This is a genomic window from Bacillus sp. RO2, from assembly GCF_012911845.1.
In the GTDB taxonomy this organism is placed as follows: domain Bacteria; phylum Bacillota; class Bacilli; order Bacillales; family Bacillaceae_I; genus Sutcliffiella_A.
In genome coordinates this window covers 69,641-94,431 of sequence record NZ_JAAXCU010000043.1, presented here as the reverse complement: position 1 = coordinate 94,431, position 24,791 = coordinate 69,641, and the positions used below count along the sequence as shown (strand labels likewise).

The 24,791-nt window shown below is 45.3% G+C and carries 22 protein-coding genes; 2 read left to right on the top strand and 20 right to left on the bottom strand.

What is annotated here, in order from left to right:
- Positions 1-214: 214 nt before the first annotated feature.
- Together HF078_RS12160 and spoIIR are read right to left on the bottom strand one after the other, a co-directional pair.
- Positions 215-670, bottom strand: a complete 456-nt coding sequence (locus tag HF078_RS12160; RefSeq protein ID WP_169291399.1) for a GNAT family N-acetyltransferase — start codon at positions 668-670, stop codon at positions 215-217.
- 64 nt (positions 671-734) lie between these two features.
- The gene (spoIIR, locus tag HF078_RS12155; RefSeq protein WP_169291398.1) at positions 735-1,439 is read right to left on the bottom strand and encodes a stage II sporulation protein R; all 705 of its coding nucleotides are present in this window, start codon (positions 1,437-1,439) and stop codon (positions 735-737) included.
- A gap of 340 nt (positions 1,440-1,779) precedes the next feature.
- On the opposite strand from spoIIR, the gene HF078_RS12150 reads away from it, so the two are divergent.
- Positions 1,780-2,091 (top strand): hypothetical protein, encoded by a 312-nt coding sequence (locus HF078_RS12150; RefSeq protein ID WP_148987205.1) that lies wholly within the window; start codon positions 1,780-1,782, stop codon positions 2,089-2,091.
- Positions 2,092-2,217: 126 nt separating this feature from the next.
- On the opposite strand, the gene prmC is transcribed toward HF078_RS12150, so the two are convergent.
- The 11 genes from prmC to HF078_RS12095 form a co-directional block, all read right to left on the bottom strand.
- Positions 2,218-3,087 (bottom strand): peptide chain release factor N(5)-glutamine methyltransferase, encoded by an 870-nt coding sequence (gene prmC / locus HF078_RS12145; RefSeq protein ID WP_169291480.1) that lies wholly within the window; start codon positions 3,085-3,087, stop codon positions 2,218-2,220.
- Between the two features lie 8 nt (positions 3,088-3,095).
- Positions 3,096-4,166 (bottom strand): peptide chain release factor 1, encoded by a 1,071-nt coding sequence (prfA, locus tag HF078_RS12140; RefSeq protein ID WP_169291397.1) that lies wholly within the window; start codon positions 4,164-4,166, stop codon positions 3,096-3,098.
- A 156-nt stretch (positions 4,167-4,322) separates the two neighbouring features.
- A complete protein-coding gene (locus HF078_RS12135; protein WP_169291396.1) occupies positions 4,323-4,760 on the bottom strand; it encodes a hypothetical protein in 438 nt (145 codons plus the stop codon).
- A 68-nt stretch (positions 4,761-4,828) separates the two neighbouring features.
- Entirely contained in the window at positions 4,829-5,434 is a 606-nt protein-coding gene (locus HF078_RS12130) for a thymidine kinase (RefSeq protein ID WP_060664633.1), read from the bottom strand.
- A gap of 141 nt (positions 5,435-5,575) precedes the next feature.
- Positions 5,576-5,821: a type B 50S ribosomal protein L31 gene (locus HF078_RS12125; protein ID WP_010200435.1), complete on the bottom strand. Its 246-nt coding sequence runs from the start codon at positions 5,819-5,821 to the stop codon at positions 5,576-5,578.
- Between the two features lie 395 nt (positions 5,822-6,216).
- Positions 6,217-7,488: a transcription termination factor Rho gene (gene rho, locus HF078_RS12120; RefSeq protein ID WP_060664634.1), complete on the bottom strand. Its 1,272-nt coding sequence runs from the start codon at positions 7,486-7,488 to the stop codon at positions 6,217-6,219.
- Positions 7,489-8,252: 764 nt separating this feature from the next.
- Positions 8,253-9,221 carry a class II fructose-bisphosphatase gene (glpX, locus tag HF078_RS12115; RefSeq protein ID WP_169291395.1) on the bottom strand — a complete coding sequence of 323 codons (969 nt, stop codon included), beginning with the start codon at positions 9,219-9,221 and terminating at the stop codon, positions 8,253-8,255.
- A 187-nt stretch (positions 9,222-9,408) separates the two neighbouring features.
- Positions 9,409-10,701, bottom strand: coding sequence for a UDP-N-acetylglucosamine 1-carboxyvinyltransferase (locus HF078_RS12110; RefSeq protein WP_169291394.1), 1,293 nt, complete (start codon positions 10,699-10,701; stop codon positions 9,409-9,411).
- A gap of 401 nt (positions 10,702-11,102) precedes the next feature.
- Positions 11,103-11,747, bottom strand: a complete 645-nt coding sequence (gene fsa, locus HF078_RS12105; protein WP_169291393.1) for a fructose-6-phosphate aldolase — start codon at positions 11,745-11,747, stop codon at positions 11,103-11,105.
- Positions 11,748-11,889: 142 nt separating this feature from the next.
- Positions 11,890-12,747, bottom strand: a complete 858-nt coding sequence (locus HF078_RS12100) for a class II fructose-bisphosphate aldolase (protein WP_169291392.1) — start codon at positions 12,745-12,747, stop codon at positions 11,890-11,892.
- A gap of 309 nt (positions 12,748-13,056) precedes the next feature.
- A complete protein-coding gene (locus HF078_RS12095) occupies positions 13,057-13,428 on the bottom strand; it encodes a response regulator (RefSeq protein WP_029326551.1) in 372 nt (123 codons plus the stop codon).
- 351 nt (positions 13,429-13,779) lie between these two features.
- On the opposite strand from HF078_RS12095, the gene HF078_RS12090 reads away from it, so the two are divergent.
- Positions 13,780-14,328, top strand: a complete 549-nt coding sequence (locus tag HF078_RS12090) for a DUF2529 domain-containing protein (protein ID WP_169291391.1) — start codon at positions 13,780-13,782, stop codon at positions 14,326-14,328.
- A 53-nt stretch (positions 14,329-14,381) separates the two neighbouring features.
- Here the strand turns inward: HF078_RS12090 and HF078_RS12085 are convergent, their stop codons facing one another.
- The 7 genes from HF078_RS12085 to HF078_RS12055 all read right to left on the bottom strand — a co-directional run bounded on the left by HF078_RS12085 (position 14,382) and on the right by HF078_RS12055 (position 24,782).
- A complete protein-coding gene (locus HF078_RS12085; RefSeq protein ID WP_169291390.1) occupies positions 14,382-15,995 on the bottom strand; it encodes a CTP synthase in 1,614 nt (537 codons plus the stop codon).
- A gap of 393 nt (positions 15,996-16,388) precedes the next feature.
- A complete protein-coding gene (gene rpoE / locus HF078_RS12080; RefSeq protein WP_346775340.1) occupies positions 16,389-16,961 on the bottom strand; it encodes a DNA-directed RNA polymerase subunit delta in 573 nt (190 codons plus the stop codon).
- Positions 16,962-17,235: 274 nt separating this feature from the next.
- Positions 17,236-20,499 carry a fused isobutyryl-CoA mutase/GTPase IcmF gene (gene icmF, locus HF078_RS12075; protein WP_169291389.1) on the bottom strand — a complete coding sequence of 1,088 codons (3,264 nt, stop codon included), beginning with the start codon at positions 20,497-20,499 and terminating at the stop codon, positions 17,236-17,238.
- The gene (locus HF078_RS12070) at positions 20,477-21,133 is read right to left on the bottom strand and encodes a TetR/AcrR family transcriptional regulator (RefSeq protein WP_169291478.1); all 657 of its coding nucleotides are present in this window, start codon (positions 21,131-21,133) and stop codon (positions 20,477-20,479) included. Before HF078_RS12070 ends, icmF begins: the two co-directional genes overlap by 23 nt.
- A 19-nt stretch (positions 21,134-21,152) precedes the next feature.
- The gene (locus HF078_RS12065) at positions 21,153-22,292 is read right to left on the bottom strand and encodes an acyl-CoA dehydrogenase (RefSeq protein ID WP_060664643.1); all 1,140 of its coding nucleotides are present in this window, start codon (positions 22,290-22,292) and stop codon (positions 21,153-21,155) included.
- Between the two features lie 447 nt (positions 22,293-22,739).
- Positions 22,740-23,876, bottom strand: coding sequence for an acyl-CoA dehydrogenase (locus HF078_RS12060; protein ID WP_169291388.1), 1,137 nt, complete (start codon positions 23,874-23,876; stop codon positions 22,740-22,742).
- Positions 23,877-23,927: 51 nt separating this feature from the next.
- Positions 23,928-24,782: a 3-hydroxybutyryl-CoA dehydrogenase gene (locus HF078_RS12055; RefSeq protein ID WP_169291387.1), complete on the bottom strand. Its 855-nt coding sequence runs from the start codon at positions 24,780-24,782 to the stop codon at positions 23,928-23,930.
- Positions 24,783-24,791 lie beyond the last annotated feature (9 nt).

The following is a 24,791-nucleotide window of genomic DNA, read 5'->3' as shown; positions in this document are numbered from 1 at the left end:
AGCCTTATCCACAAACTGTGGATAAAGCCTCACCAAACCGTGGATAACTCTGTGGGTAATGTGGATTGAAAAGCAATAAAGGGGTAAAGGGGGTCTGACCCGCTGTGCGTTAATGCGTTAGCTAAGTGATAAGGGGTCTGACCCGCTCCGCGTTAATGCGTTAGCTCACTGCTAAGGGGTCTGACCCTCCGTGCGTTAATGCGTTACCTCACTGCTAAAGGGTCTGACCCCTTAACTCACACACCATAAGTGTGCATCCTTCTTGTTGAGTGATTTCTTGGAAGAAGTCGGATGCGAGCATGGTTTGCGGTGCGGTGTGAATAGGTTGTGGATAAAAGTTTAGCAGTTCGAAAAATTGAATGAAGTTATTTTTGTTGGTAACTAAGTAGAGCTGCTCCAGTCCTTTTTTTCTGGCATGCTGCTGGGTATGCTCAAACATTTGCAACAGTTGAAACTGCTTGACAGCCGGACCAATCACAAGTGAGCGCAAAAGCCCTGCATTTCCATACTCTTCTATTCCAATGGTCCCACAAATCCCATCATTCTCCTCTTCAAGAATGATAAAATCCTCTATCTTATCTTCCAAATCCACGATAGTTATATTTGCTCTTCTTAAAAATACTTGCAAAGCCCAAAGGTCATCTTGCGTGGCTGATCGTAATACTTTCATTAATTTCACCTCATCTAGTAGTTTTCTAATACTACTCTATTGAGAGAGATGAAAAAGTAGAACCTTAAGCCGTAATTTTATTCCATAGGGATGATAGAATCTCTACTAGGAAGAATTCCACTTCCACTTCTTCCGGTTCTTCATTTACTAGAAAGTCCTGTGTGTTCGTTTTAGTGTCCGCCTTTGCCGTTGTCGCAGTGACTTCTGCCGTTTCGCCGGCCACTTTCATTTCCTCTTCCTCAAAAGGACTTGCCGTTGCTTCTCCGTTTGAAAAATCCAGGAAGCACAGTGGCGGGAACAACACGCACCACCAATTCGCTCCGGTACCTTCCCCAAGTGTAATTAGAATTGCTTCATAATCTCCTGCAGGATAGATGAACTTTCCGTACATTTTCGTTGGAAAATCCACTCTGCCAAAATCTACATTATAAGTTTGAACAACGTCTTCTTCTGCCATTACCTCTTCTACGATTTTTTCGATTTGATCCATGTTACCAGTAATCACTTCTCGAGCATTTTCCATGGAAGTCAATCCTTCCACCCAAACCGTAATTTCCTCATTCACTCGATCGCGAATTTTTCTTTTTAGTTCTTGATCCTGTTCACTATCGCTATTTGCTAGAATGCGAAGTCTAATCGCTTCATCCGGAATCACCATCGCACCATTCTTTACATTCGCACCAGCCGTCGCCTGCTCTCCCAAAAGCGAAAGATACGCCCCCACGAAAAGTAACACTATATATAAAGTAATTTTATTTTTCTTCAACATTTCCCCCAACTCCCCTCTAGCAAACAGTCTAGGCAAAAAACAAAAATCCTAAACTACTAAAATGCAAAAAAATAGAGAGAAAAAAATTAAAAAAGGGGTCAGACCCTTGCAGGAGATCCCCCCCTCCTGTCGAACGCGCCATGCAGTGAGGGTCTTGTGTGTTTGTCGAAAAATATGGGGTCAGACCCCTAAAGGTTTTTCTTTCTCCACGTCGAACCCCACACTAACCTTCGTTTTGGTAGTTTGCTAGTTTTGGGGTTTGAGCTTTGAGGGGTAAGGGTATGTAAATAGGACGGGTTACTTTAAGTTTTGTATTTTTAATGAAAGGGAGATAGGCTTTATGAGATCGTTTACTTGTAATATTGAGGCATTCCGCATCGGAGAAATGAAGAGTGCATTCAATCACATCAGTATTCCTATCGTGTTTGAAATTTTGGTAGGTGGGCGCTGGATGACAGGTAAAGCATTTTACCATCATTATCATCGCACCATTTCTTATGATTCGAACCTGTCCCAATTGATCAATCTGTGCACCGCGGAAAAGAAGGAAGAAATCCGCCAAGCGTTTGTGAAATTTGTGGAAGAAAAAACAAATAGAGGCCTGACACTCGCCAGACCTCAACAGGAAGACGGAGCCATTATGGAAGCGTGATTTAGGCCGCTTAAAAGAACCTTCACTCCTTCCATCAACCGAAAACCAGTAACACCTTGCCCAAATCCACTGAAGCAAGCAAGGTGCAGCTCCCTCCTCCTTTTTATAACGAAACATAACGAAACATCATCCAATTAGAGCAAAAACCATCCGATCTTTACCATTGATGTCCAAAACTACCTCCACAGCACCTTGAGGAAATGTCTTTTCCAACAACTCTTTTACGGCTTCTCCTTGTCCCATGCCTACTTCAAACGCTACAATGGCCCGTTCCTTCAGCACTTTCGGAAGCTCGTCCATGAATCGCTCATAAAATTCCAAACCGGAAATACCGCCAACCAATGCACGATACGGCTCAAAATCTTTTACTACCGTGGACAATCCTTCATACTCCTTTTGCGGAATATACGGAGGATTGGAGACGACCACATCCACTTTTATATCTTGCTCGATGAATGGAAGCAATAAGTCACCTTGGAGGAACTCCACATCCGCGCCCAATGCTTCTGCATTATCCATCGCCACTTCCAGTGATTCACCGGCGATATCAGTAGCATGCACGTTTAGATGGCTATTTTCCAAAGCAAGCGTAATTGCAATCGCACCGCTGCCTGTTCCTACGTCTACAACGCTCCATTTTTTATCAGTCGAACCCGAACTGTCTCTAAAATGCTTTTTCACACGATCTAATACGCCAACCACCAATTCTTCTGTCTCAGGTCTTGGAATCAACACCTCTTCACTGACAAAAAAGCTGCGGCCGTAGAATTCTTCTTTTCCCATCAGGTACTGCACTGGAATTCCAGCAACATGTTTATGCACGTTGAAAATGAAGGAGCTTTGCATGTCCATCGGCATCATTTCTTGCATTCTACTAAAAAGCTGGGCACGATCCAATTTCATATGGTGTCGCAACAACAATTCTCCCGCATTTTCGTCGCGATCGTTCTTTTTTAAAAAAGAAGAAGCCCAGTTCAGGGCTTCGTACACCTTCATGGCCTTCATCATTTTTCCATCTGTTCCATTCTTAGCGCTTGGTCTTCCATGATCAAAGCATCAATGACTTCTTGAAGCTTTCCTTGAAGGATCTGGTCAAGTTTTTGAATGGTCAGGCCGATGCGGTGGTCGGTAACACGATTTTGCGGGAAGTTGTACGTACGAATGCGCTCAGAGCGGTCACCTGTACCTACCGCCTGCTTACGGTTCGCGTCATATTCAGCTTGTACTTCACGTTGGAACTTATCGTACACTCGGGCACGAAGAACTTTCATCGCTTTTTCTTTATTTTTGATCTGAGACTTCTCGTCCTGACAGGAAACAACTGTGTTTGTCGGGATATGCGTTAAACGAACAGCGGACATCGTCGTATTTACTGATTGTCCACCTGGACCGCTAGATGCAAATGTATCTACACGGATATCCTTGTCATGAATCTCAATTTCAACCTCTTCCGCTTCAGGCAACACCGCTACCGTCGCTGTTGAAGTATGGATACGTCCGCCTGATTCCGTCTCAGGAACACGTTGCACGCGGTGGGCACCATTTTCAAATTTAAGCTTGGAATATGCACCCTTACCTGTAATCATAAAGATGATTTCCTTGTAGCCGCCAACGCCCGTAGACGCAGCTTCCATCACTTCTGTTTTCCAGCCTTGAGCCTCAGCATATCGGCTGTACATGCGGTATAGATCGCCTGCAAACAGCGCTGCCTCATCTCCACCTGCTGCACCGCGGATTTCCATGATAACGTTTTTGTCGTCGTTCGGGTCCTTCGGTAAAAGAAGAATATGTAGGCGGTCCGCCAAGTTTTCCTGTTGCTCTTCCAACTCAGAAATCTCTTCTTTTACCATCTCGCGCATATCGGCATCCAATTTATCCTCAAGCATCGCTTTCGCATCATCCAATTGCTCTTTAACAGCCTTGTATTCACGGTACGCTTCCACAGTCTCCTGAATATCAGACTGCTCCTTCGAGTACTCGCGCAATTTTTTCGTATCGCTGATGACTTCCGGATCACTCAAAAGCTCCGTCAATTTCTCGTAACGCATTTCTACTGCCTGCAAACGATCAAACACGTGCATTCACCTCTATAAATGTATACAGAAAAATCTGCAATTATTTTATATCTACAACATTCTAATTATAGTATAGGTTAGGTGGTGCGTCAAAATCAACATAACCTGGCTGCCATCAAAAAGAAAACCCGTCCTGAATATCAGAACGAGCCCTGCTTATCTTTCTTTAATTGTGAGATGTACGTGGTAGCGGGGAGTGACTTCTAAGAATTTCTCTTTGAGTTTTCTTTGCACACGTTTCTTTTCTTCTTTTGAAATGCCGCTTGGCGCATAGGCAGTGACTCTTGCCGTGTCACCGGTAATATAGACTGGGCCAGGTTTGAGGTCACTGTTCAGTTCAATCACTTCGGCAAATTTATTTTCGTCGTCCCCGTAGTCAGGACGATTTTCCGATAGATCGAGGAAGTTTGGATTTTGGTTGGTGTTGTAGTCTTCTGTGTCGAGGTCTCGCTTATAGAAGCCGTCTTGCTCATCATTTTTTACACCAATCAATCTTTCTCCGTCAAAATCCTCGTCCGCACCGAAGCGTTGTTCGCCACTGCATCCACTAATAAAAAAAGAGCATATCACCAATAACAGGACTGCATGTTTCATGCAAACACCTCCTGTTTCTTAGCGTATCCTCTTTCTTCTTTTATCTACCGACTAAATTTAGGAAATATTTATTTTTTCATTTCTTGCAGCACAGACACTTTGTGAGGAACTTCATGATGATGACGACAGCGAGGTTCGTATGATTCCGAAGCGCCCACTAAAATTATTGGGTCATCGTAGCAAGCCGGTTCTCCATTGATTAAACGTTGCGTACGGCTCGCAGGGGATCCACAGACAGCACATACCGCTTGCAGCTTTGTTACGGATTCAGCAATCGCCAAAAGCTCCGGCATTTTACCGAACGGCTCCCCGCGAAAGTCCTGATCTAGTCCAGCTACAATCACACAATAGCCTCTGTTTGCCAACTCCTGCACCACTTCTACGATTTGATCATCGAAAAATTGCACTTCATCGATACCGACAACTTCTGTCTCAGGTAGCACCTTATCTAGAATCGATTGAGAAGTCGGAACAGGCAACGCTATGATCGAGGTTCCGTTGTGGGAAACAACCGCTTCATCACTATAACGATTATCGATGGCTGGCTTAAATACTTGAATTTCCTGTTTGGCAAATTGGGAACGTCTCATGCGGCGAATCAGCTCTTCGGACTTACCCGAAAACATGCTGCCACAAATCGCTTCCACCCAACCGGAATGCTTCATTACATACATATACGGCCTCTCCTTTTTAATAATTTTACGTATAAAAAGTGCTTAGCAGCACCGTCCAAAAAACGACTTCTAAGCACTAGTTTATGTAAATAGAAGTAAAAAAACAGGCAAGATATAGGATAACCTGCCTGTTTTACTTTATTACTTAAGGCCGTATTTTTTGTTGAAACGCTCAACACGTCCATCAGCAGCAGCATGCTTCTGACGTCCAGTGTAGAATGGGTGAGAATCAGAAGAGATCTCAACTTTGATTAGAGGGTAAGTAGTACCGTCTTCCCATTCAATAGTTTCGTTTGTTTTCATCGTAGAACCTGTGATGAATTTGAAACTAGTGTTGATGTCCATGAATACAACTTTACGGTAATCCGGATGAATTCCAGCTTTCATTCTTGTCATCTCCTTTTCGCCCTGAGTCTTTCGAAACAGAGTTATCATTCAAATGATACCAGCCTCATGGCCGCCATCACTTATCTTAAAAACACACTGATGAAATTATATCAACTAATGACACGTTTTGCAAGATTACTTTTGGAGATATATTCAAAGGATTGCAACCAATGTTTTCCTTGTATGAAATGGCCTATATAACCACCGCTGTGGATTTCCACACTGGGCTTCGCTTTCCGCGGGACAGTGCTTGAGCCTCCTCGCTGCGCTGCGGGATCTCAAGTCTACCGCTACCTTCCGCCGGAGTCTTCGCCCAGTGCTCCAATCAACAGCTAAAGGTCTTAAATCCAAAAAACGCACCCTGACGAAGCAAGGTGCGCATGTGTTTTATATGGTTAGCGTTTTGCCGTTCCCGCTTTTTGGTCTTCTTCGAGCATTTCGAAGAATTCCTGGTTTGTTTTGGATTGGCGAAGTCTACGCAATAGTTTTTCTGCAAAGTCTGGAGAGTCGGACATCGTTTTGCGGATAGCCCATAGCTTGTCCAGATGGTCTTTCGGGATAAGCAGCTCTTCTTTACGCGTACCAGAGCGACGGATGTCGATGGCCGGGAAAATACGGCGTTCTGCAAGTTGACGGTCAAGGTGAAGCTCCATGTTACCTGTACCTTTGAATTCCTCATAGATGACGTCATCCATACGGGAACCCGTGTCAACAAGAGCGGTCGCTAGGATTGTCAAGCTTCCACCCTCTTCAATGTTACGCGCAGCACCGAAGAAACGCTTCGGACGGTGGAATGCCGCAGGGTCAATACCACCGGAAAGTGTACGTCCACTTGGCGGGATTACCAGGTTATATGCACGCGCTAAACGAGTAATACTATCCATTAGGATAATAACGTCACGCTTGTGCTCTACAAGGCGCAAGGCACGCTCTAGAACTAGCTCTGCTACTTTGATGTGGTTTTCAGGTACTTCATCAAATGTGGAGCTTACAACGTCTCCAGCAACGGAACGCTCAATATCGGTTACTTCCTCTGGACGCTCGTCAATCAGAAGGACGATCAGTTCAGCTTCTGGGTGATTCGTCGTGATGCTGTTGGCAATTTCCTTGATTAACATCGTTTTACCCGCTTTAGGTGGAGCAACGATAAGGCCACGCTGTCCAAATCCTACAGGTGCAATTAAGTCCATAATGCGTGTAGAAAGACCTTTAGGCTTTGTTTCAAGAACAATTTGACGATCTGGATATAAAGGCGTCAATGCTGGGAAATGGACACGCTCTTTTGCAGATTCTGGGTCGTCACCATTGACCGCTTCTACATGTAGGAGCCCGTAGTAACGCTCATTCTCTTTTGGAGGGCGCACTTTACCAGAAACCTTGTCTCCATTTCTTAAGTCAAAACGACGGATTTGGGAAGCGGAAATATAGATATCCTCTGAGCTTGGAGAATAGTTGATCGGACGCAGGAAACCAAAGCCTTCCGATTGGATGACCTCCAGTACCCCTTCCATGAACAATAGACCGTCTTTTTCGGCCTGTGCTTTTAAAATAGCAAAAATAAGTTCTTTTTTTGTCAGTTTGCTGTAGTAAGACACTTTATGCTGACGGGCAAATTCATACAGTTCTTTTAATTTTAAAGTTTCTAAGTGAGAAATAGTTAAATCCATAAAAAGAAAACACCACTCTATTCGTTTAATTGTTTAGTTCGTTTATGATCCAAGGATAAATGTTTGTTTGTCTTCCAACACTGATTCAAGTCGAATTAAGTTCGAAGGATGGGAAATATATTACTAGTCGCTGCACTTTTTTTAGGATGATGAAATGGAAGTGAGGACGTTTCCCTCGTGTTTGTGGGATAAACTCTCCTTATGAAGAAATTGTAGAAGAATCGCTAGGAAGATATAAGGTAGATTTTGCATAAATACTCGTAGTATTGTTTATTTTACCCACAAAATGGTCTTTTAAGCAACTATTTTCTGTAGACAAGCTTTGAGTATTGGCTTTATTTTCTGGGGAATATTCTTGCATTTCCCCTATTTGTGTCGAATGGGACTGGTTGTCTATTACAATATTCGGAAGGTGTGCGGGTTTTTTGACGTTGGTATATAGGAAAACCGTAAATGGGAAGGTTCCATTTACGGTTATGGTTTAGTTTTGACTCCCTGTTGATTTGCGTTCCAGGTGTTCGCTTTCCTAGGGGCGCTGCTGGAGCCTCCTCGGCAAGCCTGCGGGGTCTCCACCTAGCGCTATCTCACTCAGGAGTCTTCGCCTTTTGCTCCAATCAACAGCTAGGAATTATTAGAAACTTACGTTATTAGTTTTTCAATGGCCTCGCTTCGTTGTGGGATCTCAATCTACCGTTTCTCCCCCTCAGGAGTCTCACACCTTGCACTCCAATCAACAGGGGGAATCTGAATTAACTTCCCTTATTTTAAGGCTTGAATACCAAATTTGGTTTTTTCTTAATGTTGTGTTGGCCGTCGATGAAGCGGACAGTGCCGGATTTTGCACGCATGACAACGGAGTGGGTGGTGGCGTTGGTGCCTTTGAATTGCACGCCTCGCAGTAACTCTCCGTCGGTTACTCCTGTTGCGGCGAAGATGGCGTCATCACCGCGTACAAGGTCTTCCATTCTTAGTACGGCGTTGATGTCCTCAATGCCCATTTTACGGCAGCGGATCATCTCTTCTTCATTTTGCGGAAGGAGCTTCCCTTGTATTTCGCCTCCAAGGCATTTCAATGCGACTGCTGCGATTACTCCTTCTGGTGCACCACCGGAACCGAATAGGATATCTACACCCGTGTGGTCAAACGCCGTGTTGATGGCTGCGGCAACATCTCCGTCGTCTATTAACTTGATACGGGCACCAGCTTCGCGTAGTTCCGCGATAATTTTTTCATGACGCGGTCTATTAAGAATAACCGCCACTACGTCTTCGATATCTTTATTTTTGGCTTCTGCCACCGCTCTCAGGTTGTCTGTAACAGATGCATTGATATCTATTTTTCCGACGGCTGCTGGACCGACGGCTATTTTGTCCATATACATGTCAGGAGCATGTAGAAGATTTCCGTGATCAGCGATGGCAAGTACCGCCAGCGCATTCCATCCGCCGGATGCTACGATGCTTGTCCCTTCAAGTGGATCAACCGCTACGTCCACACGCGGCCCGTAGCCTGTGCCTAGCTTTTCACCGATATAGAGCATCGGCGCTTCGTCCATTTCCCCTTCTCCGATAACAACTGTCCCCTTCATCGGGACTGTATCAAACACATCGCGCATGGCGGAAGTTGCCGCGCCGTCCGCGCTGTCTTTATCTCCGCGCCCCATCCAGCGCGCTGAAGATAACGCCGCCGCTTCTGTTACTCGAATTAATTCCATGGATAAACTTCTTTCCATACCTTCCACTCCTTTGGCATTCTACGAATCTAGTTTTTTTATGGTAGGCCAACAGGTTGCCTGTGCAACCCAAGGCATTATGCTATACTTTTCGTTAATAGTATATCACATTTGTCGGTATTTGAAAGCGGTATCTACAAAAAAGAAGGAACCCGCTGTATTCTTAGCGAATTCCTTCTTTTTTTATTTATGAATTTTGCATCTGTTCGATTTCTTCTTCTGTTAATTTTTCGCGCCAGATTGTGGCTCCTAGTCCTTCTAGCTTTTCTTCAAGGTGACTGTAGCCACGGTCGATGTGTTCAAGACCTGTAACTTCTGTCAAGCCGTCAGCTAGTAGGCCAGCGATGACAAGCGCTGCTCCTGCACGCAAGTCGCTTGCTTTTACTTTAGCACCTTGGAGCTGAACCGGTCCGTTGATAATAGCAGAGCGACCTTCTACTTTAATCTGTCCGTTCATGCGACGAAGTTCATCGACGTGCTTGAATCGGGCTGAATAGATGGTATCTGTTACGATGCTCGTACCCTCTGCTTTTGTTAAAAGGGTTGTCATTGGCTGCTGTAGGTCAGTCGGGAACCCGGGATGGACAAGGGTTTTTACGTCGACAGCTTTCAGTTTTTCGCCAGGAACGACAAGTACTTGATCTTGGTCATTGTTGATATCGATGCGCACGCCCATTTCACGGAGCTTTGCGATAAGGGGCTCCAAGTGAGTCGGGATGACATTGTCGATGATCATTTCTCCGCCTGTTGCAGCAGCCATGATCATGTATGTACCTGCTTCGATTCGGTCAGGAATGATGGTGTGTTTGCACCCATGAAGGCTCTCCACGCCATCGATACGGATGACATCTGTCCCTGCACCTTTAATTTTTGCTCCCATGCTGCTTAAAAGGGTCGCTACATCGATAATTTCCGGCTCTTTTGCCGCATTTTCGATGATCGTTCTGCCTTTTGCTTTCACTGCAGCAAGCATGATGTTAATGGTTGCGCCGACACTTACCACGTCAAGGTAAATGCGTGCCCCTCTTAACTCTTCTGCGCGCAGGTAGATGGCACCTTGCTCATTAGTTACTTCTGCTCCAAGCGCTTCAAAGCCTTTGATGTGCTGATCAATAGGTCTTGGTCCCAAATGACAGCCACCAGGCAATCCTACAACTGCTTTTTTGAAACGGCCAAGCATAGCTCCCATTAAATAATAGGATGCACGAAGCTTTTTTACTTTACCGCTTGGTAGAGGCATGGCGATCATTTTGGAAGGATCCACCGTTAGGTCTTCTCCCTCTAGCGATACGCTTCCGCCAATTTCCTCAAGCAAGCTGCTTAAGATCTCTACATCTGATATTTGCGGTAACCCTTCGATTGTGACGGGTGTGTCCGCTAGAATGGTTGCAGGGATCAAGGCCACTGCACTATTTTTCGCTCCACTTACGCGTACGGTTCCATTTAACTTGTTACCACCAAGAATTTTTAACTTTTCCATATAGTTCTCCCTTCAAGGCGAGGTTGGTTTCCAAAAGTGCTATTGTCTATTATACACAATTATTACCAATCATAAAAATTTTCGTTAACCATTAGTTTACACGAAAACTTTCTTTTCATATATGAAAATGCATGAAACTTTATCAAATCGTAATATTTGATACCATCCGCCTATATTCGACACAGTACTTTTGTCGAAAAATAGCTTAAATTAACAAAAACCCCCTGCCATTTTTTTAGCAGAGGGTAAATGTTTGCATATTTGATTACACCGTTGTTCTCCGTTCCAGTCGCTTCGCTTTCCGCGGGCGGTCCGTGAGCCTCCTCGGCTTGTGCCTGCGGGTTCTCACCTGTCCCTTCCTCCCGCAGGAGTCTGCACGCCTTTCACTACGAACAACTAGGTTATTGCTTTCGGTTATTCCAATCAGCTAAGAATTTTTCAATTCCTTGGTCTGTTAGTGGGTGATGGAAAAGTTGCAGCAATACTTTGTAAGGAACCGTGGCAATGTGCGCTCCTTTTAGTGCCGCTTCTGTAATGTGCATTGGGTGGCGGATGGATGCTGCGATAATTTCCGTCGGGATATCGTGAATGGCGAAAATGTCTGAGATATCGGAGACTAAATCCAATCCATTTTGACCGATGTCATCCAAGCGTCCAAGGAAAGGTGAAACATATGTAGCTCCTGCTCTTGCTGCCATCAAGGCTTGGTTGGCGTTAAAAATAAGGGTGACATTCGTTTTGATGTTGAGGTCGCTGAACGCTTTTACTGCTTTCAAGCCATCTGGAGTCATCGGCACTTTTACCGTAATGTTTGGTGCGATTGCCGCAAGTGCTTTCCCCTCTTCAATCATGCCCTCTGCATCAAGTGCAATAACTTCCGCACTGACTGATCCTTCCACAAATGCTGTGATTTCGCGAAGGCGGTCTTCGAATGTGATGTTCTCTTTTGCCACTAGACTAGGATTTGTCGTAACTCCTGCCAGTAGTCCTAGTGCATGAGCTTCTTTAATTTCTTCAAGGTTTGCTGTGTCGATGAAAAACTTCATGTCATTCTCTCCTTTGTATATAGAATATATGTTTACGCTTTCATATTTAAAAGAAACAAAACCGCCGGGTATGGCGGTTCTGTATATCGTTGCCTTGTTGTTGGTTGAGTTGTTGTCTTGTTTTGTTGAAAAATTGTATTATTTACGCTTTGTTGGAAGATCCAAATTCGCGCATTTTGCCTTTTACTGTATCTTTGATTGCGTCGCGAGCAGGTCCTAGGTATTTACGTGGATCGTACTCTTCTGTTTTAGCAGCAAGTGTTTCACGAACTGCTTTTGCAGATGCAATTTGGTTTTCTGTGTTAACGTTGATTTTCGCTGTTCCAAAAGAGATTGCTTTTTGGATGTCATGCGTAGGGATTCCAGTTCCGCCGTGTAGTACTAGAGGAACGCCAGCACGGTTGTTGATGTCTTCCATCTCTTTGAAGCCAAGGTTCGGTTCGCCTTTGTAAGGACCGTGTACGGAACCTAAAGCTGGAGCTAGGCAATCAATTCCTGTGCGTTTTACAAGCTCTTCACACTCGTTAGGGTCAGCATAGATTACGCCATCAGCGATAACGTCGTCTTCTTGTCCGCCTACTACACCAAGCTCTGCCTCAACAGATACTCCGTGGAAGTGTGCTAATTCTACAACTTTAGAAGTTGTTTCAATGTTCTCCTCAAATGGATGGTGAGAAGCATCGATCATTACAGAAGTAAATCCAGCGTGGATTGCTTTTGCACAAGACTCATAGCTTGAACCGTGGTCTAAGTGAATCGCTACAGGTACAGTAACACCGTACTCTTCCATTAACGCTTTTACTAATGCTACGATTGTTTTGAAGCCACCCATATAACGAGCCGCACCTTCAGAAACACCAAGGATAACTGGTGAATTCTCCTCTTGTGCTGCTTGTAGAATTGCTTGTGTGAACTCTAGGTTGTTCAAGTTGAACTGACCTACTGCATAGCCTTCTGCATTTGCTTTTTTCAGCATTTCTGTCATGGAAACTAAAGGCATGATAACATCCTCCTTTGTATTATATTCACTCCGAAAAGTTTTTCCCGTTCTTACAAAGTAGTAAACACAAGGGCTTGTCCATCGTGCATACCTTTGTAAAAAAATTTCACCCATATCAAAACTAGCATGACCAATCGGGAAACCAGTTATGTATATTAGGTCAAAAAGTGAAAAAACTTACCGGTTGATTTTTATCCAGTACTTAGCATATCAACTATGTAGAAAAACGGCAACTACTGAAGTATGCCGTTTTTCAATGTAAGCGATAACACATAAAATGTTTTAATATTCAGTTTTAAAATTGGTGTTTTACACCGATTGGCGCGGCATGTTTTTACGGACCGCATCTCTAATTTCATCAATATCGAATGGTTTGGCAAAGTGCGTGATCGCTCCAAGGTCTTTAGACTCCTGGATCATATCCAATTCACCGTAAGCTGTCATAATGATTACCTGGATATCAGAATTAATTGCTTTTAGCCGCTTTAAGATCTCAATTCCGTCCATACCGGGGATCTTCATATCTAACAATACTAAGTCCGGTGAATGCTTTTCTACGATATCTAATGCTTGGTACCCGTTTGCTGCCTGAAACGTCTGATAGCCCTCTTTTTGGAATACTTCATTCAACAAAATCCGTATCCCATACTGGTCATCCACAATCAGTAATTTTTGACCCACCTTTACACCCCATCTCTAAAAATAATCAATACGTTTCCATCCACCCACCTAATTCTACTATAATAGTCTTATTTCCTCCTTTTTCGACCGGGAAATTTTTTGAGGAAGGGAGATCATTAAAAAAATTTTGTTAAGGGGTCAGACCCCAGCAGGACTTTCCCCCTTGATATAGAAGGCTCCCACCAACTCAGTGGATGTCGGATTATGTAGGAAAAACGCGAACGAAAAGGGGACAGACCCCCCTAGGATTTTTGCTACTTTTGTCATACTGCTTTTATTATACTTGAGTTTTGGTGGAATGAGGGTTGGGGTTTTGTTTTATAATTTATGTTATAGGAGTGTGATTTAAAGATGTTGAAGATTTTTACTACTCAGTTGCAGGGTGTGTTTAATAGAATTGGTTCTAGTGAGGAGTTTGCATTTGAGGATGCGGCAAGACTTTTGGCGCAGGCTGCTGTCGGGGATGGACGTATTTATGTGCACGGTGTGAAGGAGATGAAAGCCGTTGAGGCGGAGGCCACTACTGGAGCGGAACCGCTTATGAGCGCTACCCTTTTATCAGACCTCGAAAGTTATCATGACCTGACCGATACGGACCGCGCATTAATCGTATCTCGTTTTTCTTCAGATGAAGAGGCAATCATTACGGCTAAAGCGTTGAAAGAGCTAGGAATCGAGATTGTGGGAATATCGACTGTGATGGAGCCTTCGATAGAATCAGCTGAGGGGGTAGAGACACTTGAATCCTTGTCCGATGTACATATTGATTTAAAGCTAAAAAAACCATTGATTCCCGGAGACGACGGGGAACGGTTTGGCTTTCCTGCTAGCATGGTGGCGTTATATGTTTATCATGGGTTAGCTTTTACCTTAAAAGAGATCTTGGAAGAGCAGGAGTAAGAAAAAGGGAAGACCGTCATCCGTGCGGTCTTCCCTTCTTTTTATCAATTTAATTAAGCCATAACCTCAGCATTTTTCAAAGATGCTGCCACAAAGTCGCGGAATAGCGGTTGTGGACGGTTAGGTCTGGAAGTGAATTCTGGGTGGAATTGGGATGCAAGGAACCATGGGTGGTCTTTGATCTCAATTACTTCTACCAGGCGGCCGTCAGGGCTTGTACCGGAGAAGATGAATCCGTGGTCTTCCATTTGTTGACGATATTGGTTGTTGAACTCATAACGGTGACGGTGGCGCTCGTAGACCACTTCGTCTGCGTATGCTTTTTGTGCCAAGGAATCGTCGTTCAACTTACAAGGGTATAATCCAAGGCGCAACGTTCCGCCAAGGTCCTCGATATCTTTTTGCTCTGGTAAAAGGTCGATGATTGGGTATGGCGTTTCCGGGTTCAGCTCAGCAGAGTGCGCACCTTCAAATCCAAGGACATTACGTGCAAACTCAACAGAAGCAAGCTGCATGCCAAGGCAGATACCGAAGAATGGTACCTTCTTCTCACGTGCATAGCGAATCGCTTCAATTTTCCCTTCCACACCGCGGTCGCCGAAACCACCTGGTACAAGAATTCCGTCTGCACTGTTCAAGAGCTCGTCTACGTTTTCAGCTGTTACTTCTTCAGAGTTGATCCAGTTGATTTTCACATCTGCATCGTACTCATACCCAGCATGACGCAATGCTTCCGCAACAGATAGGTATGCATCTTGAAGCTCTACATATTTTCCAACAAGGGCGATTGTCGTTTTCTTGGAAAGGTTTTTCACTTTGTTCACAAGTGCCGTCCATTCTGTCATGTCCGCCTCGCCTTTTGTCTCAAGCTTCAGGTGATTTACGACAATGTTGTCCATGTTTTGCGCTTGATAAGCTAGTGGCACTTCGTAAAGTGTTTCAGCGTCAATAGATTCGATAACCGCCTTTTCGTCGATATCACAGAACAAGGCAATCTTGTCTTTCATATCTTGGGAGATCGGCATTTCAGAACGCAATACGATGATATTTGGCTGGATTCCAAGACCGCGAAGTTCTTTTACACTGTGCTGTGTCGGCTTAGTTTTTAACTCACCTGCCACACGGATGTAAGGAACAAGTGTACAGTGGATGTACATTACATTGTCGCGACCGATGTCACTCTTGATTTGACGGATTGCCTCAAGGTATGGAAGTGACTCGATATCCCCTACCGTTCCACCGATTTCAGTGATGACCACGTCTGCATTTGTCTCACGGCCAGCACGGAAAACGCGCTCTTTAATTTCGTTTGTAATGTGTGGGATAACCTGCACTGTTCCACCCAAGTAGTCGCCGCGGCGCTCTTTTTTCAGAACCGTAGAATAAATTTTCCCTGTTGTCACGTTGGAATATTTGTTCAGGTTGATATCGATGAAACGCTCATAGTGACCTAAGTCAAGATCCGTTTCTGCTCCGTCGCCTGTCACGAATACTTCCCCGTGCTGGTAAGGACTCATTGTACCCGGATCCACATTAATATATGGATCAAACTTTTGGATGGTCACATTCAACCCGCGATTTTTTAACAATCTCCCTAATGATGCAGCAGTAATCCCTTTACCTAGAGATGACACTACGCCACCTGTTACGAAAATATACTTTGTCATGCTGTCTCCCCCTCGAAATAATTTTATTTGAAAATAATAATAAGTAACGGATATGCTTTTAAGAGGCATTTAACATTTTTATCATTAGTCAAAAACACAAAATTCATTTACGAAAAAATGAAGCTGCCCCTAAATTATCAGGTTCAGCATATGAATGTTTATTCACCAATAAAATAAAAAACGCCCCACTTGCCAGCATTAGCAGCAAGGGGAGCGTGTATATGTTCAACAAATTATACGTGTCCTTTTTTAAGGAGCCCAAAAAAGATTCTACCTAGTTGGGGGTGAAAAGTCAAGGTTTGAATAAACTTGCGAATTTTCACTTTTTTTCGATTTAGCCTTATGAAAAAACACTCCCCGTTTTTCGTCCCAGGGAGTGTTTACTAGTTGCGATTAGAGGTCTTCTTCCTCGTCTTCTTCCAATTCTTCTTCTTCTTCCTCATCTTCATCGAGCCCGTATTCCTCGTCTTCGATCAGGTCTTCTTCAAACTCTTCGTCATCATCTTCGTCTGCATCATCATCGGCGTCGTCAAAGTCCTCTTCTTCCACTTCATCCTCTTCATAATCATCCAGATCATCGAATTCTAATTCTTCTTCATCCAACTCATCGAATTCGTCAGCATCGATATCGTCCTCATCTACAGCCTTCTTCTTCTTCTTAGACTTTGCCTTCACCTGAGGAGTTGTTTCTTCTTCTATTTGATCATAAGGATACCATGCACGAAGTCCCCATTGGTTTTCTCCAATACAAATGAAACGGCCGTCAATGTTCAGGTCCGTATAGAACTGAGACAACTTGCCCTTTAGGTCTTCATCTGTAAAACCGGTGATTTTCTTGATCTCCGTAATTAATTCGCCAAAAGTCACAGACTGCTTCTGTTCGTTAAATAAAGCAGTAGCGATTTCGATCAATGACATCTCTTGCACTTCTTCTGCCGTTAAATGGTTTAATGCCAATGTCTGCACATCCTTTCTATATATGTAAAAAGACAATATTCATAGCAATTCCTAGAAAAATCCATACCACTCATTATAAACAAAATACCAATGTTTAATCCAGCATAAAATAAATCTTTCCCTCAAAAAAATGAAAAACCTATAAAAAAGCGAAAATAGCGAAAAAAAAGAGAAAAAAGAAAAAAAGGGGGTCAGACCCCCAAAGGTTTTTCTCTCTCCACGTCGAACTCTATAAAGTTAGCGAAGAACCCCCGGCTTCCTCGAGGTTCCCCAGCTTCTTTTTTTACATATTTCGTCTGAATTGGCCGCCGACTTCGTAGAGGGCTGTGGTGATTTGGCCGAGGCTTGCCACTCGAACGGTTTCCATGAGTTCTTCAAAGATGTTTCCGCCGCTGATTGCGACTTGCTTCAGCCTGCCCAACGCCTCTTCCACTTCCGTAGCATTACGCTCCTGGAACGCTGCAAGATTTTGGATCTGCGTTTGCTTCTCTTCTTCTGTCGAACGAGCAAGCTCGATATCATTCAAATCGTCCTCAGAAGGCGGATTCGGATTTTTATACGTGTTCACTCCGATGATCGGAAGCTCGCCTGTATGTTTTTTCATCTCATAATACATGGACTCATCCTGAATCTTCCCGCGCTGATACTGAGTCTCCATCGCACCAAGGACGCCACCGCGATCATTTAAGCGTTCAAACTCCTGCAGCACCATTTCCTCCACAAGATCTGTCAGCTCCTCCACCACAAAGGCTCCTTGCAACGGATTCTCGTTTTTCGCCAAGCCGTGCTCTTTGGTAATGATCATCTGAATAGCCATTGCTCGACGCACAGATTCTTCCGTCGGCGTTGTAATCGCCTCATCATAGGCATTCGTATGCAGTGAGTTACAGTTATCTTGCAGAGCCATCAAGGCTTGCAGTGTTGTACGAATATCATTAAAGTCGATTTCCTGCGCGTGCAAGGAACGGCCGGACGTCTGAATATGATACTTCAACTTTTGACTGCGCTCATTGGCACCATATTTATTTTTCATTACAGTCGCCCAAATGCGACGAGCCACGCGACCAATAACCGTGTACTCTGCATCCAACCCGTTACTAAAGAAGAACGACAAGTTCGGTGCAAAGTCATCAATTTTCATACCGCGGCTCAAGTAGTACTCCACATATGTGAAGCCATTTGCAAGCGTAAACGCCAACTGTGTAATCGGGTTCGCGCCCGCCTCGGCAATATGGTACCCAGAAATAGAAACAGAATAATAATTGCGCACCTTTTTATCAATAAAGTATTGCTGGATATCCCCCATCACTCTCAAAGCAAACTCCGTTGAGAAAATGCACGTATTCTGTCCTTGATCTTCTTTTAAGATATCCGCCTGCACCGTTCCACGAACAGTTTGCATCGTAATTGCACGAACTTCCGCAAACTCTTCTACCGTTAACACACGACCAAGTTCTTCTTCACGCTTCTGCACTTGCTGATCGATCGCCGTGTTCATAAACATCGCCAAAATAACAGGCGCCGGACCGTTTATTGTCATGGATACGGACGTGCTTGGCGCACACAGGTCAAAGCCTGCATATAACTTTTTCATGTCATCCAATGTACAAATGCTCACGCCGCTGTTCCCGACTTTTCCGTAGATGTCCGGACGCTCAGCCGGATCTTCCCCGTACAACGTAACCGAGTCAAATGCCGTACTTAAGCGCTTTGCATCGTCATCCTTACTTAAATAGTGGAAGCGGCGGTTTGTACGCTCAGGTGTCCCTTCCCCTGCGAACTGACGCTTCGGATCCTCACCCTCACGTTTGAAAGGGAACACACCTGCCGTATAAGGGAATTCGCCAGGCACGTTCTCACGGTACACCCACTTCAAAATCTCCCCATAATCCACATATTTCGGCAGAACCACTTTTGGGATTTTCAAGCCGGATAATGTTTTTGTCGTAAGTTTCGTGATGATTTCCTTGTCGCGAATTTTTGTAACAAACTGATCACCGGAATATTTCTCTTTCTTCTCTTCCCAACCAGCTAAAATTTTGCGGGAGTCGCTTGTCAGTTTTTCCTCGTATTCACGGCGCAGCTCGGCAAGTGCCGCCACAAGCTCCTCGCTTGAAGAACCTCCAGCAGAAGTACCAGCAGCCTCCATCGCCCCATCCAATTGGAACAACTTCCGCGCCAATTCGACCTGCTCAGCCGCCATCTTATGATAATTGCGAACCGTCTCACTGATCTCGCGCAAATAATAACGGCGGTCATTCGGAATGATCACATTCTGTTTTTCCACATCTTTGGACGTCGGCAAACTAGAAGAATAAGAGGAACCAGTCTTCTCATTCATTAACTCAAGCAACGCCGCAAAAAGTGTGTTCGTCCCTAAGTCATTGAACTGGCTCGCAATCGTCCCGTACACCGGCATTTCATCCAATTCTTGATCCCATAAAAGACGGCTGCGTTGGTACTGCTTTTGCACCTGGCGTTTCGCGTCCTCCGAACCTTTTCGCTCATATTTATTAATGACAATCAGATCCGCGTAATCAATCATATCGATTTTTTCCAACTGAGAAGGCGCACCGAATTCACTCGTCATCACGTACATAGAGATATCACAGATCTCTGTAATTCCTGCATCTCCCTGCCCAATACCGCTCGTTTCAACAATAATTAAGTCAAAACCGGCAGCCTTCGTGACAGCAATCGCATCTTGGATCGCCAAGGAAAGCTCAGAACGTGATCCACGCGTTGCAAGCGAACGCATATAAACACGCGGGTTGAAAATCGCATTCATGCGGATCCGGTCCCCAAGCAATGCCCCACCTGTCTTCTGCTTCGTCGGATCGATAGACAAAATCGCCACTTTTTTATCTGGTACTTCGTTGATAAATCGGCGAATCAACTCATCAGTCAGCGAGCTTTTCCCCGCTCCACCCGTACCTGTTATCCCAAGGACCGGCACGGTTTTCTGCTTTTCTTTTACCTTAGCCAAGGCCGTTTGAGCAGTTGCCGCCACCTCTTCATCAGAAGTCACCTGCAGTTCGGACAACGTAATAAGTTTGGCAATCGCCTGATGGTTATCGGCATCCAGACGCTCCACCTCATCGCCAAGGGATTTGACCGTCACAAAGTCACATTCCTTCAGCATTGAGTTGATCATTCCTTGCAGTCCATGCTCCCTGCCGTCTTCCGGCGAAAAGATACGAGCAATCCCGTATGCATGCAGTTCTTTTATCTCAGAAGGAATGATGACCCCGCCGCCACCGCCGTAAATGCGGATATGAGACGCACCCTTCTCCTTCAACAAGTCATACATATATTTAAAATATTCAACATGTCCGCCCTGATACGAGGAAATCGCAATCCCCTGCACATCCTCCTGGATCGCCGCGTTCACAATTTCCTCAACGGAGCGGTTGTGGCCAAGGTGAATGACCTCGGCACCGCTCGCCTGAATGATGCGGCGCATGATGTTAATCGAGGCGTCATGCCCGTCAAAAAGACTTGAAGCTGTTACAAAACGAATATGGTTAATTGGACGATAAACTTCCATGTTTCACATTCTCCCCCTTTGTAAGTCCGTGCACTAAAAGTTCAATTTGGCCCTCGATATAGGCATCCAGCTCAAAGTGCCTGTGCAGCACCCAGCGCCGGAATCCCCACATCTGACCCTGTACGAATATATTATGGGCAACCAATTGAATCTGCTGTTCTTTCATCGAGATGTCCTCTGCGGTCATGCAGTTACGGATGACCTGCTCAAACATGGCCACCATCGCAAGCTCCTTGTTCAACACGTAAGGAAGCGCATCTTTTGATAATGACTTCGCCTCCTGATACATAACAAGGACCTCATCCTGCATTTCATCCATCACTCTGAAGTAGTACCGAATTGCGGATTTCAAGCTCTCCAGGTTCCCCCGCTTCATGTCGAGTTCCTCCTGCAAACGCTCACCTACTTGGTCATAAATCCGGTCACAGACGAGGTAGAGGACATCTTCCTTCGTTCTGATATATTCATAGAGCGTGCCGATGCTGAAACCGGCCTCTTTCGCAATTTCCCTTGTTGTCGTGCGGTGAAAGCCCTTCTCTTTGAAAAGGCTCACCGCCCCTTTGATCATTTGGTCGCGGCGCTTCTCGATCAGCCGCTCATCTTTTACGGATGCATGTACTTGACGTTTTTTCATCATCCTGGCCGTCACCTACTTACTTAGTAAGCATTCTTGAGATAACGAGACGTTGGATTTCTTGTGTTCCTTCATAAATTTGAGTAATTTTCGCATCCCTCATATAACGCTCCACCGGATAGTCCTTCGTGTAGCCGTAGCCGCCGAACACCTGAACCGCTTCGGTTGTCACCTTCATCGCCGTGTCACCAGCGAATAGTTTGGACATCGCAGACTCCAAACCATAGCTTAAGCCCTCCGACTCTCTCCAAGCCGCCTGGTACGTTAATAGTCTTGAAGCTTCCACCGTTGTCGCCATGTCTGCCAGTTTAAAAGAAACACCTTGCTGTGCCGCGATTGGCTTCCCGAACTGAACGCGCTCTTTTGCATAAGCAACGGCCGCGTCAAGTGCACCTTGTGCAATCCCAACAGCCTGTGCAGCAATACCGTTACGCCCGCCATCAAGCGTTGTCATCGCAACTTTGAAGCCTTCCCCTTCTGCGCCAAGCATGTTTTCTACCGGCACGCGGCAATCTTCAAACATGATTTCCGTCGTTGGTGAAGAACGAATGCCAAGCTTTTGTTCTTTTTTCCCAACACTGAATCCAGGGAAGTCTGCTTCCACGATGAACGCGCTCGTGCCTTTATGTTTGCTGGACGGATCTGTCACCGCAAACACCACATAGATATCCGCAATTCCACCGTTTGTGATGAAAATTTTCGATCCGTTCAAGACATAATGGTCGCCGTCTAACTTCGCCGTTGTTCTCATGCCGCCTGCATCAGATCCGGATCCTGGCTCAGTAAGACCATATCCACCGATGCTTGTTCCTTGCGCTAGTGGCACCAAATATTTCTGCTTCTGCTCTTCTGTTCCGTACTTGTAGATAGGCCAGCTCGCAAGCGACGTGTGTGCGGATAAGGTTACCCCTGTGGACGCACATACACGGGATAATTCCTCTACCGCGATGCAATAAGCGAGGTAGTCACTGCCGATCCCGCCGTACTCTTCCGGAAACGGGATTCCCGTTAACCCAAGGTCCGCCATCTTTTTGAAAATATCCATATCAAAGCGTTCTTCCTCGTCACGCTCTGCTGCAGTCGGTTCCACTTCGTTCTTGGCAAAATCGCGTACCATTTTGCGAATCATTTCATGTTCTTCAGATAGTAAAAAGTTCATATTTTTCATCCCCCGATGAGTTAGTTTTTTTAGCGCCGTCCCAGACTCTAGGCACCATACTTGCTCCGCTTGTTGCGGGGCGCGGTGGTCTGGTTTTATTGAAAATTTCACGAATATTTATCGTTTTTGTGCTATTTTTAGTGCCTTAAAAAACCGTTCGGTCATTTAAAAAGGGCTTTCGGACACTTTTTGTGCTTTTTTACCGGTGGTTCGGTCATTTTACATGCACCTTTGGACAACTTTGTTGAGGGGTTAAGCCATTTGAAAAATTGATTCGGACACTTTCGTTGAAACTTCGGTCAACTTTGCCAAATCTTCGGTCAATTCCCTGAAAACTTCGGACAACTTTCGAAAATCTTCGGACATTTGGCCGCGAACAGCTCGGGAATAAGCAAAAATCACTCTCTAACATTCGTTAGCCCACTGATCTTTCAACGCTGTCCCCCATCAGTTCATCAAATGCTTCCCAATCACCAATCTCTGAATCTCGCTTGTTCCCTCGTAAATCTCACAAACCTTCGCGTCACGGAAGTAACGCTCAACTGGATAGTCCTTCGTATAGCCATATCCGCCGAATACCTGAACGGCCTCTATCGCCACGTTCATCGCTGTCTGAGACGCAAAAAGCTTCGCCATCGATGCTTCCTTGCCGCAAGGTTTGCCCAAAGCACGCAAGTTGGCCGCGCGGTACGTCAACAACCTCGCACCTTCCACAGCGGTCGCCATGTCTGCCAGTTTAAAAGAAACACCCTGCTGTGCCGCGATTGGCTTGCCGAACTGGACGCGCTCTTTCGCATAGGCCGTTGCTGCCTGTACTGCCGCCTCTGCGATACCAAGGGACTGCGCCGCAATACCGATTCGACCGACGTCAAGGTTTGCCATTGCTATTTTAAAGCCTTCCCCTTCTGCACCTAGCAGGTTTTCCACAGGAACCTTCGCGTCTTCAAACGTCAGTTGGACCGTTTTGGAGCCGTGTAAGCCCATTTTGTGCTCATCTTTTCCAATCACAAATCCTGGAGTATCCTTTTCCACGATGAATGCGGAAACCCCTTTGGATCCAAGCTCCGGATTAGTCGAAGCAAACACAATGTACGTGTCCGCTTCCCCGCCGTTTGTGATGAACACCTTCGCTCCATTCAACACATAGTGGTCCCCTTGCTTAACGGCACGTGTTTTCAAACTCCCTGCATCCGACCCTGCACTCGGCTCGGTTAAACAGAATGCTCCGAGATACTCGCCTGATGCAAGCTTTGTCACGTATTTTTGCTTCTGCTCTTCTGTGCCAAAATAAAGAATTGGGTTCGTGCCAACGGAGGTGTGTACGGACAGGATCACCCCGACCGTTGCGCTCACACGGGAAAGCTCATTGATGGCGATGATGTAGGAAGGAAAGTCCATGCCCGCTCCGCCGTACTCTTCCGGAATGGTCATTCCCATCAAGCCAAGGTCCGCCATTTTCCGCAATATCTCACGAGGGAACTCGCCCTCTTCCATTTTTTCCACGAAAGGTGCAATTTCGGTTTCCGCGAAATCGCGTACCATTTTCCGAACCATTTCCTGCTCTTCTGTAAAACGTAAATTCATGCTATTCGTCCCCTCTCCTGCTGTCTAGTAAAAATACCCCTCATTACCCTCTTATGTCTCGTACGTATAAAACCCACGGCCAGTCTTGCGGCCCAGCCAACCAGCTTTCACATATTTTCTTAACAACGGACATGGACGATATTTGTCATCGCCAAAGCCTTCATGCAACGTTTCCATGATATACAGGCACGTATCAAGTCCGATAAAATCCGCAAGCGTCAACGGCCCCATCGGATGGTTCATGCCAAGTTTCATGACTTCATCAATTGCTTCCGGTGTTGCCACGCCCTCGTAAACTGTGAAAATTGCCTCATTGATCATCGGCATCAACACACGGTTAGAAACGAATCCAGGAAAATCGTTCACTTCCACCGGTACCTTGGATAGCTTTTTCGTCATATCTTCAATTGCGCCATACACTTCGTCTGCTGTCTGCAAGCCGCGAATAATTTCTACCAGTTTCATGACAGGAACAGGGTTCATAAAGTGCATCCCGATTACCTTTTCCGGTCTGCCAGTCGCTGCAGCAATCTCCGTGATTGGAAGCGAAGATGTATTTGTCGCTAAAATGGTATGAGCCAAAGCGTGCTGATCAAGCTCTGAGAAAATCTTCTTTTTGATGTCCATATTTTCCACTGCCGCTTCGATGACGATGTCGACATGCTTGGCATCTTCAAGGGTAGTGGTTGTTTGCAGGCGACCAAGTACAGCTGCTTTCTCATCCTCTGTCATACGCCCTTTTTCCACAGACCTGCTCAAATTTTTCGTAATACCCGCAATCCCGCGCTCCAAGAATTCCTGCTTCAAATCATTCATATATACGTCATACCCGGCCATCGCACAAACCTGCGCGATGCCTGAGCCCATCTGTCCTGCTCCAATTACCATTACTTTTTGAATTGTCATGTTCTGATT

Excerpts from the sequence above, each read along its gene's own strand:
- HF078_RS12160 (WP_169291399.1), bottom strand. The coding sequence starts at position 670 with ATGAAAGTATTACGATCAGCCACGCAAGATGACCTTTGGGCTTTGCAA.
- spoIIR (WP_169291398.1), bottom strand. The coding sequence starts at position 1,439 with ATGTTGAAGAAAAATAAAATTACTTTATATATAGTGTTACTTTTCGTG.
- HF078_RS12150 (WP_148987205.1), top strand. The coding sequence starts at position 1,780 with ATGAGATCGTTTACTTGTAATATTGAGGCATTCCGCATCGGAGAAATG.
- prmC (WP_169291480.1), bottom strand. The coding sequence starts at position 3,087 with ATGAAGGTGTACGAAGCCCTGAACTGGGCTTCTTCTTTTTTAAAAAAG.
- HF078_RS12135 (WP_169291396.1), bottom strand. The coding sequence starts at position 4,760 with ATGAAACATGCAGTCCTGTTATTGGTGATATGCTCTTTTTTTATTAGT.
- HF078_RS12130 (WP_060664633.1), bottom strand. The coding sequence starts at position 5,434 with ATGTATGTAATGAAGCATTCCGGTTGGGTGGAAGCGATTTGTGGCAGC.
- HF078_RS12125 (WP_010200435.1), bottom strand. The coding sequence starts at position 5,821 with ATGAAAGCTGGAATTCATCCGGATTACCGTAAAGTTGTATTCATGGAC.
- rho (WP_060664634.1), bottom strand. The coding sequence starts at position 7,488 with ATGGATTTAACTATTTCTCACTTAGAAACTTTAAAATTAAAAGAACTG.
- glpX (WP_169291395.1), bottom strand. The coding sequence starts at position 9,221 with ATGGAAAGAAGTTTATCCATGGAATTAATTCGAGTAACAGAAGCGGCG.
- HF078_RS12110 (WP_169291394.1), bottom strand. The coding sequence starts at position 10,701 with ATGGAAAAGTTAAAAATTCTTGGTGGTAACAAGTTAAATGGAACCGTA.
- fsa (WP_169291393.1), bottom strand. The coding sequence starts at position 11,747 with ATGAAGTTTTTCATCGACACAGCAAACCTTGAAGAAATTAAAGAAGCT.
- HF078_RS12100 (WP_169291392.1), bottom strand. The coding sequence starts at position 12,747 with ATGCCTTTAGTTTCCATGACAGAAATGCTGAAAAAAGCAAATGCAGAA.
- HF078_RS12090 (WP_169291391.1), top strand. The coding sequence starts at position 13,780 with ATGTTGAAGATTTTTACTACTCAGTTGCAGGGTGTGTTTAATAGAATT.
- HF078_RS12085 (WP_169291390.1), bottom strand. The coding sequence starts at position 15,995 with ATGACAAAGTATATTTTCGTAACAGGTGGCGTAGTGTCATCTCTAGGT.
- icmF (WP_169291389.1), bottom strand. The coding sequence starts at position 20,499 with ATGGAAGTTTATCGTCCAATTAACCATATTCGTTTTGTAACAGCTTCA.
- HF078_RS12070 (WP_169291478.1), bottom strand. The coding sequence starts at position 21,133 with ATGAAAAAACGTCAAGTACATGCATCCGTAAAAGATGAGCGGCTGATC.
- HF078_RS12065 (WP_060664643.1), bottom strand. The coding sequence starts at position 22,292 with ATGAACTTTTTACTATCTGAAGAACATGAAATGATTCGCAAAATGGTA.
- HF078_RS12060 (WP_169291388.1), bottom strand. The coding sequence starts at position 23,876 with ATGAATTTACGTTTTACAGAAGAGCAGGAAATGGTTCGGAAAATGGTA.
- HF078_RS12055 (WP_169291387.1), bottom strand. The coding sequence starts at position 24,782 with ATGACAATTCAAAAAGTAATGGTAATTGGAGCAGGACAGATGGGCTCA.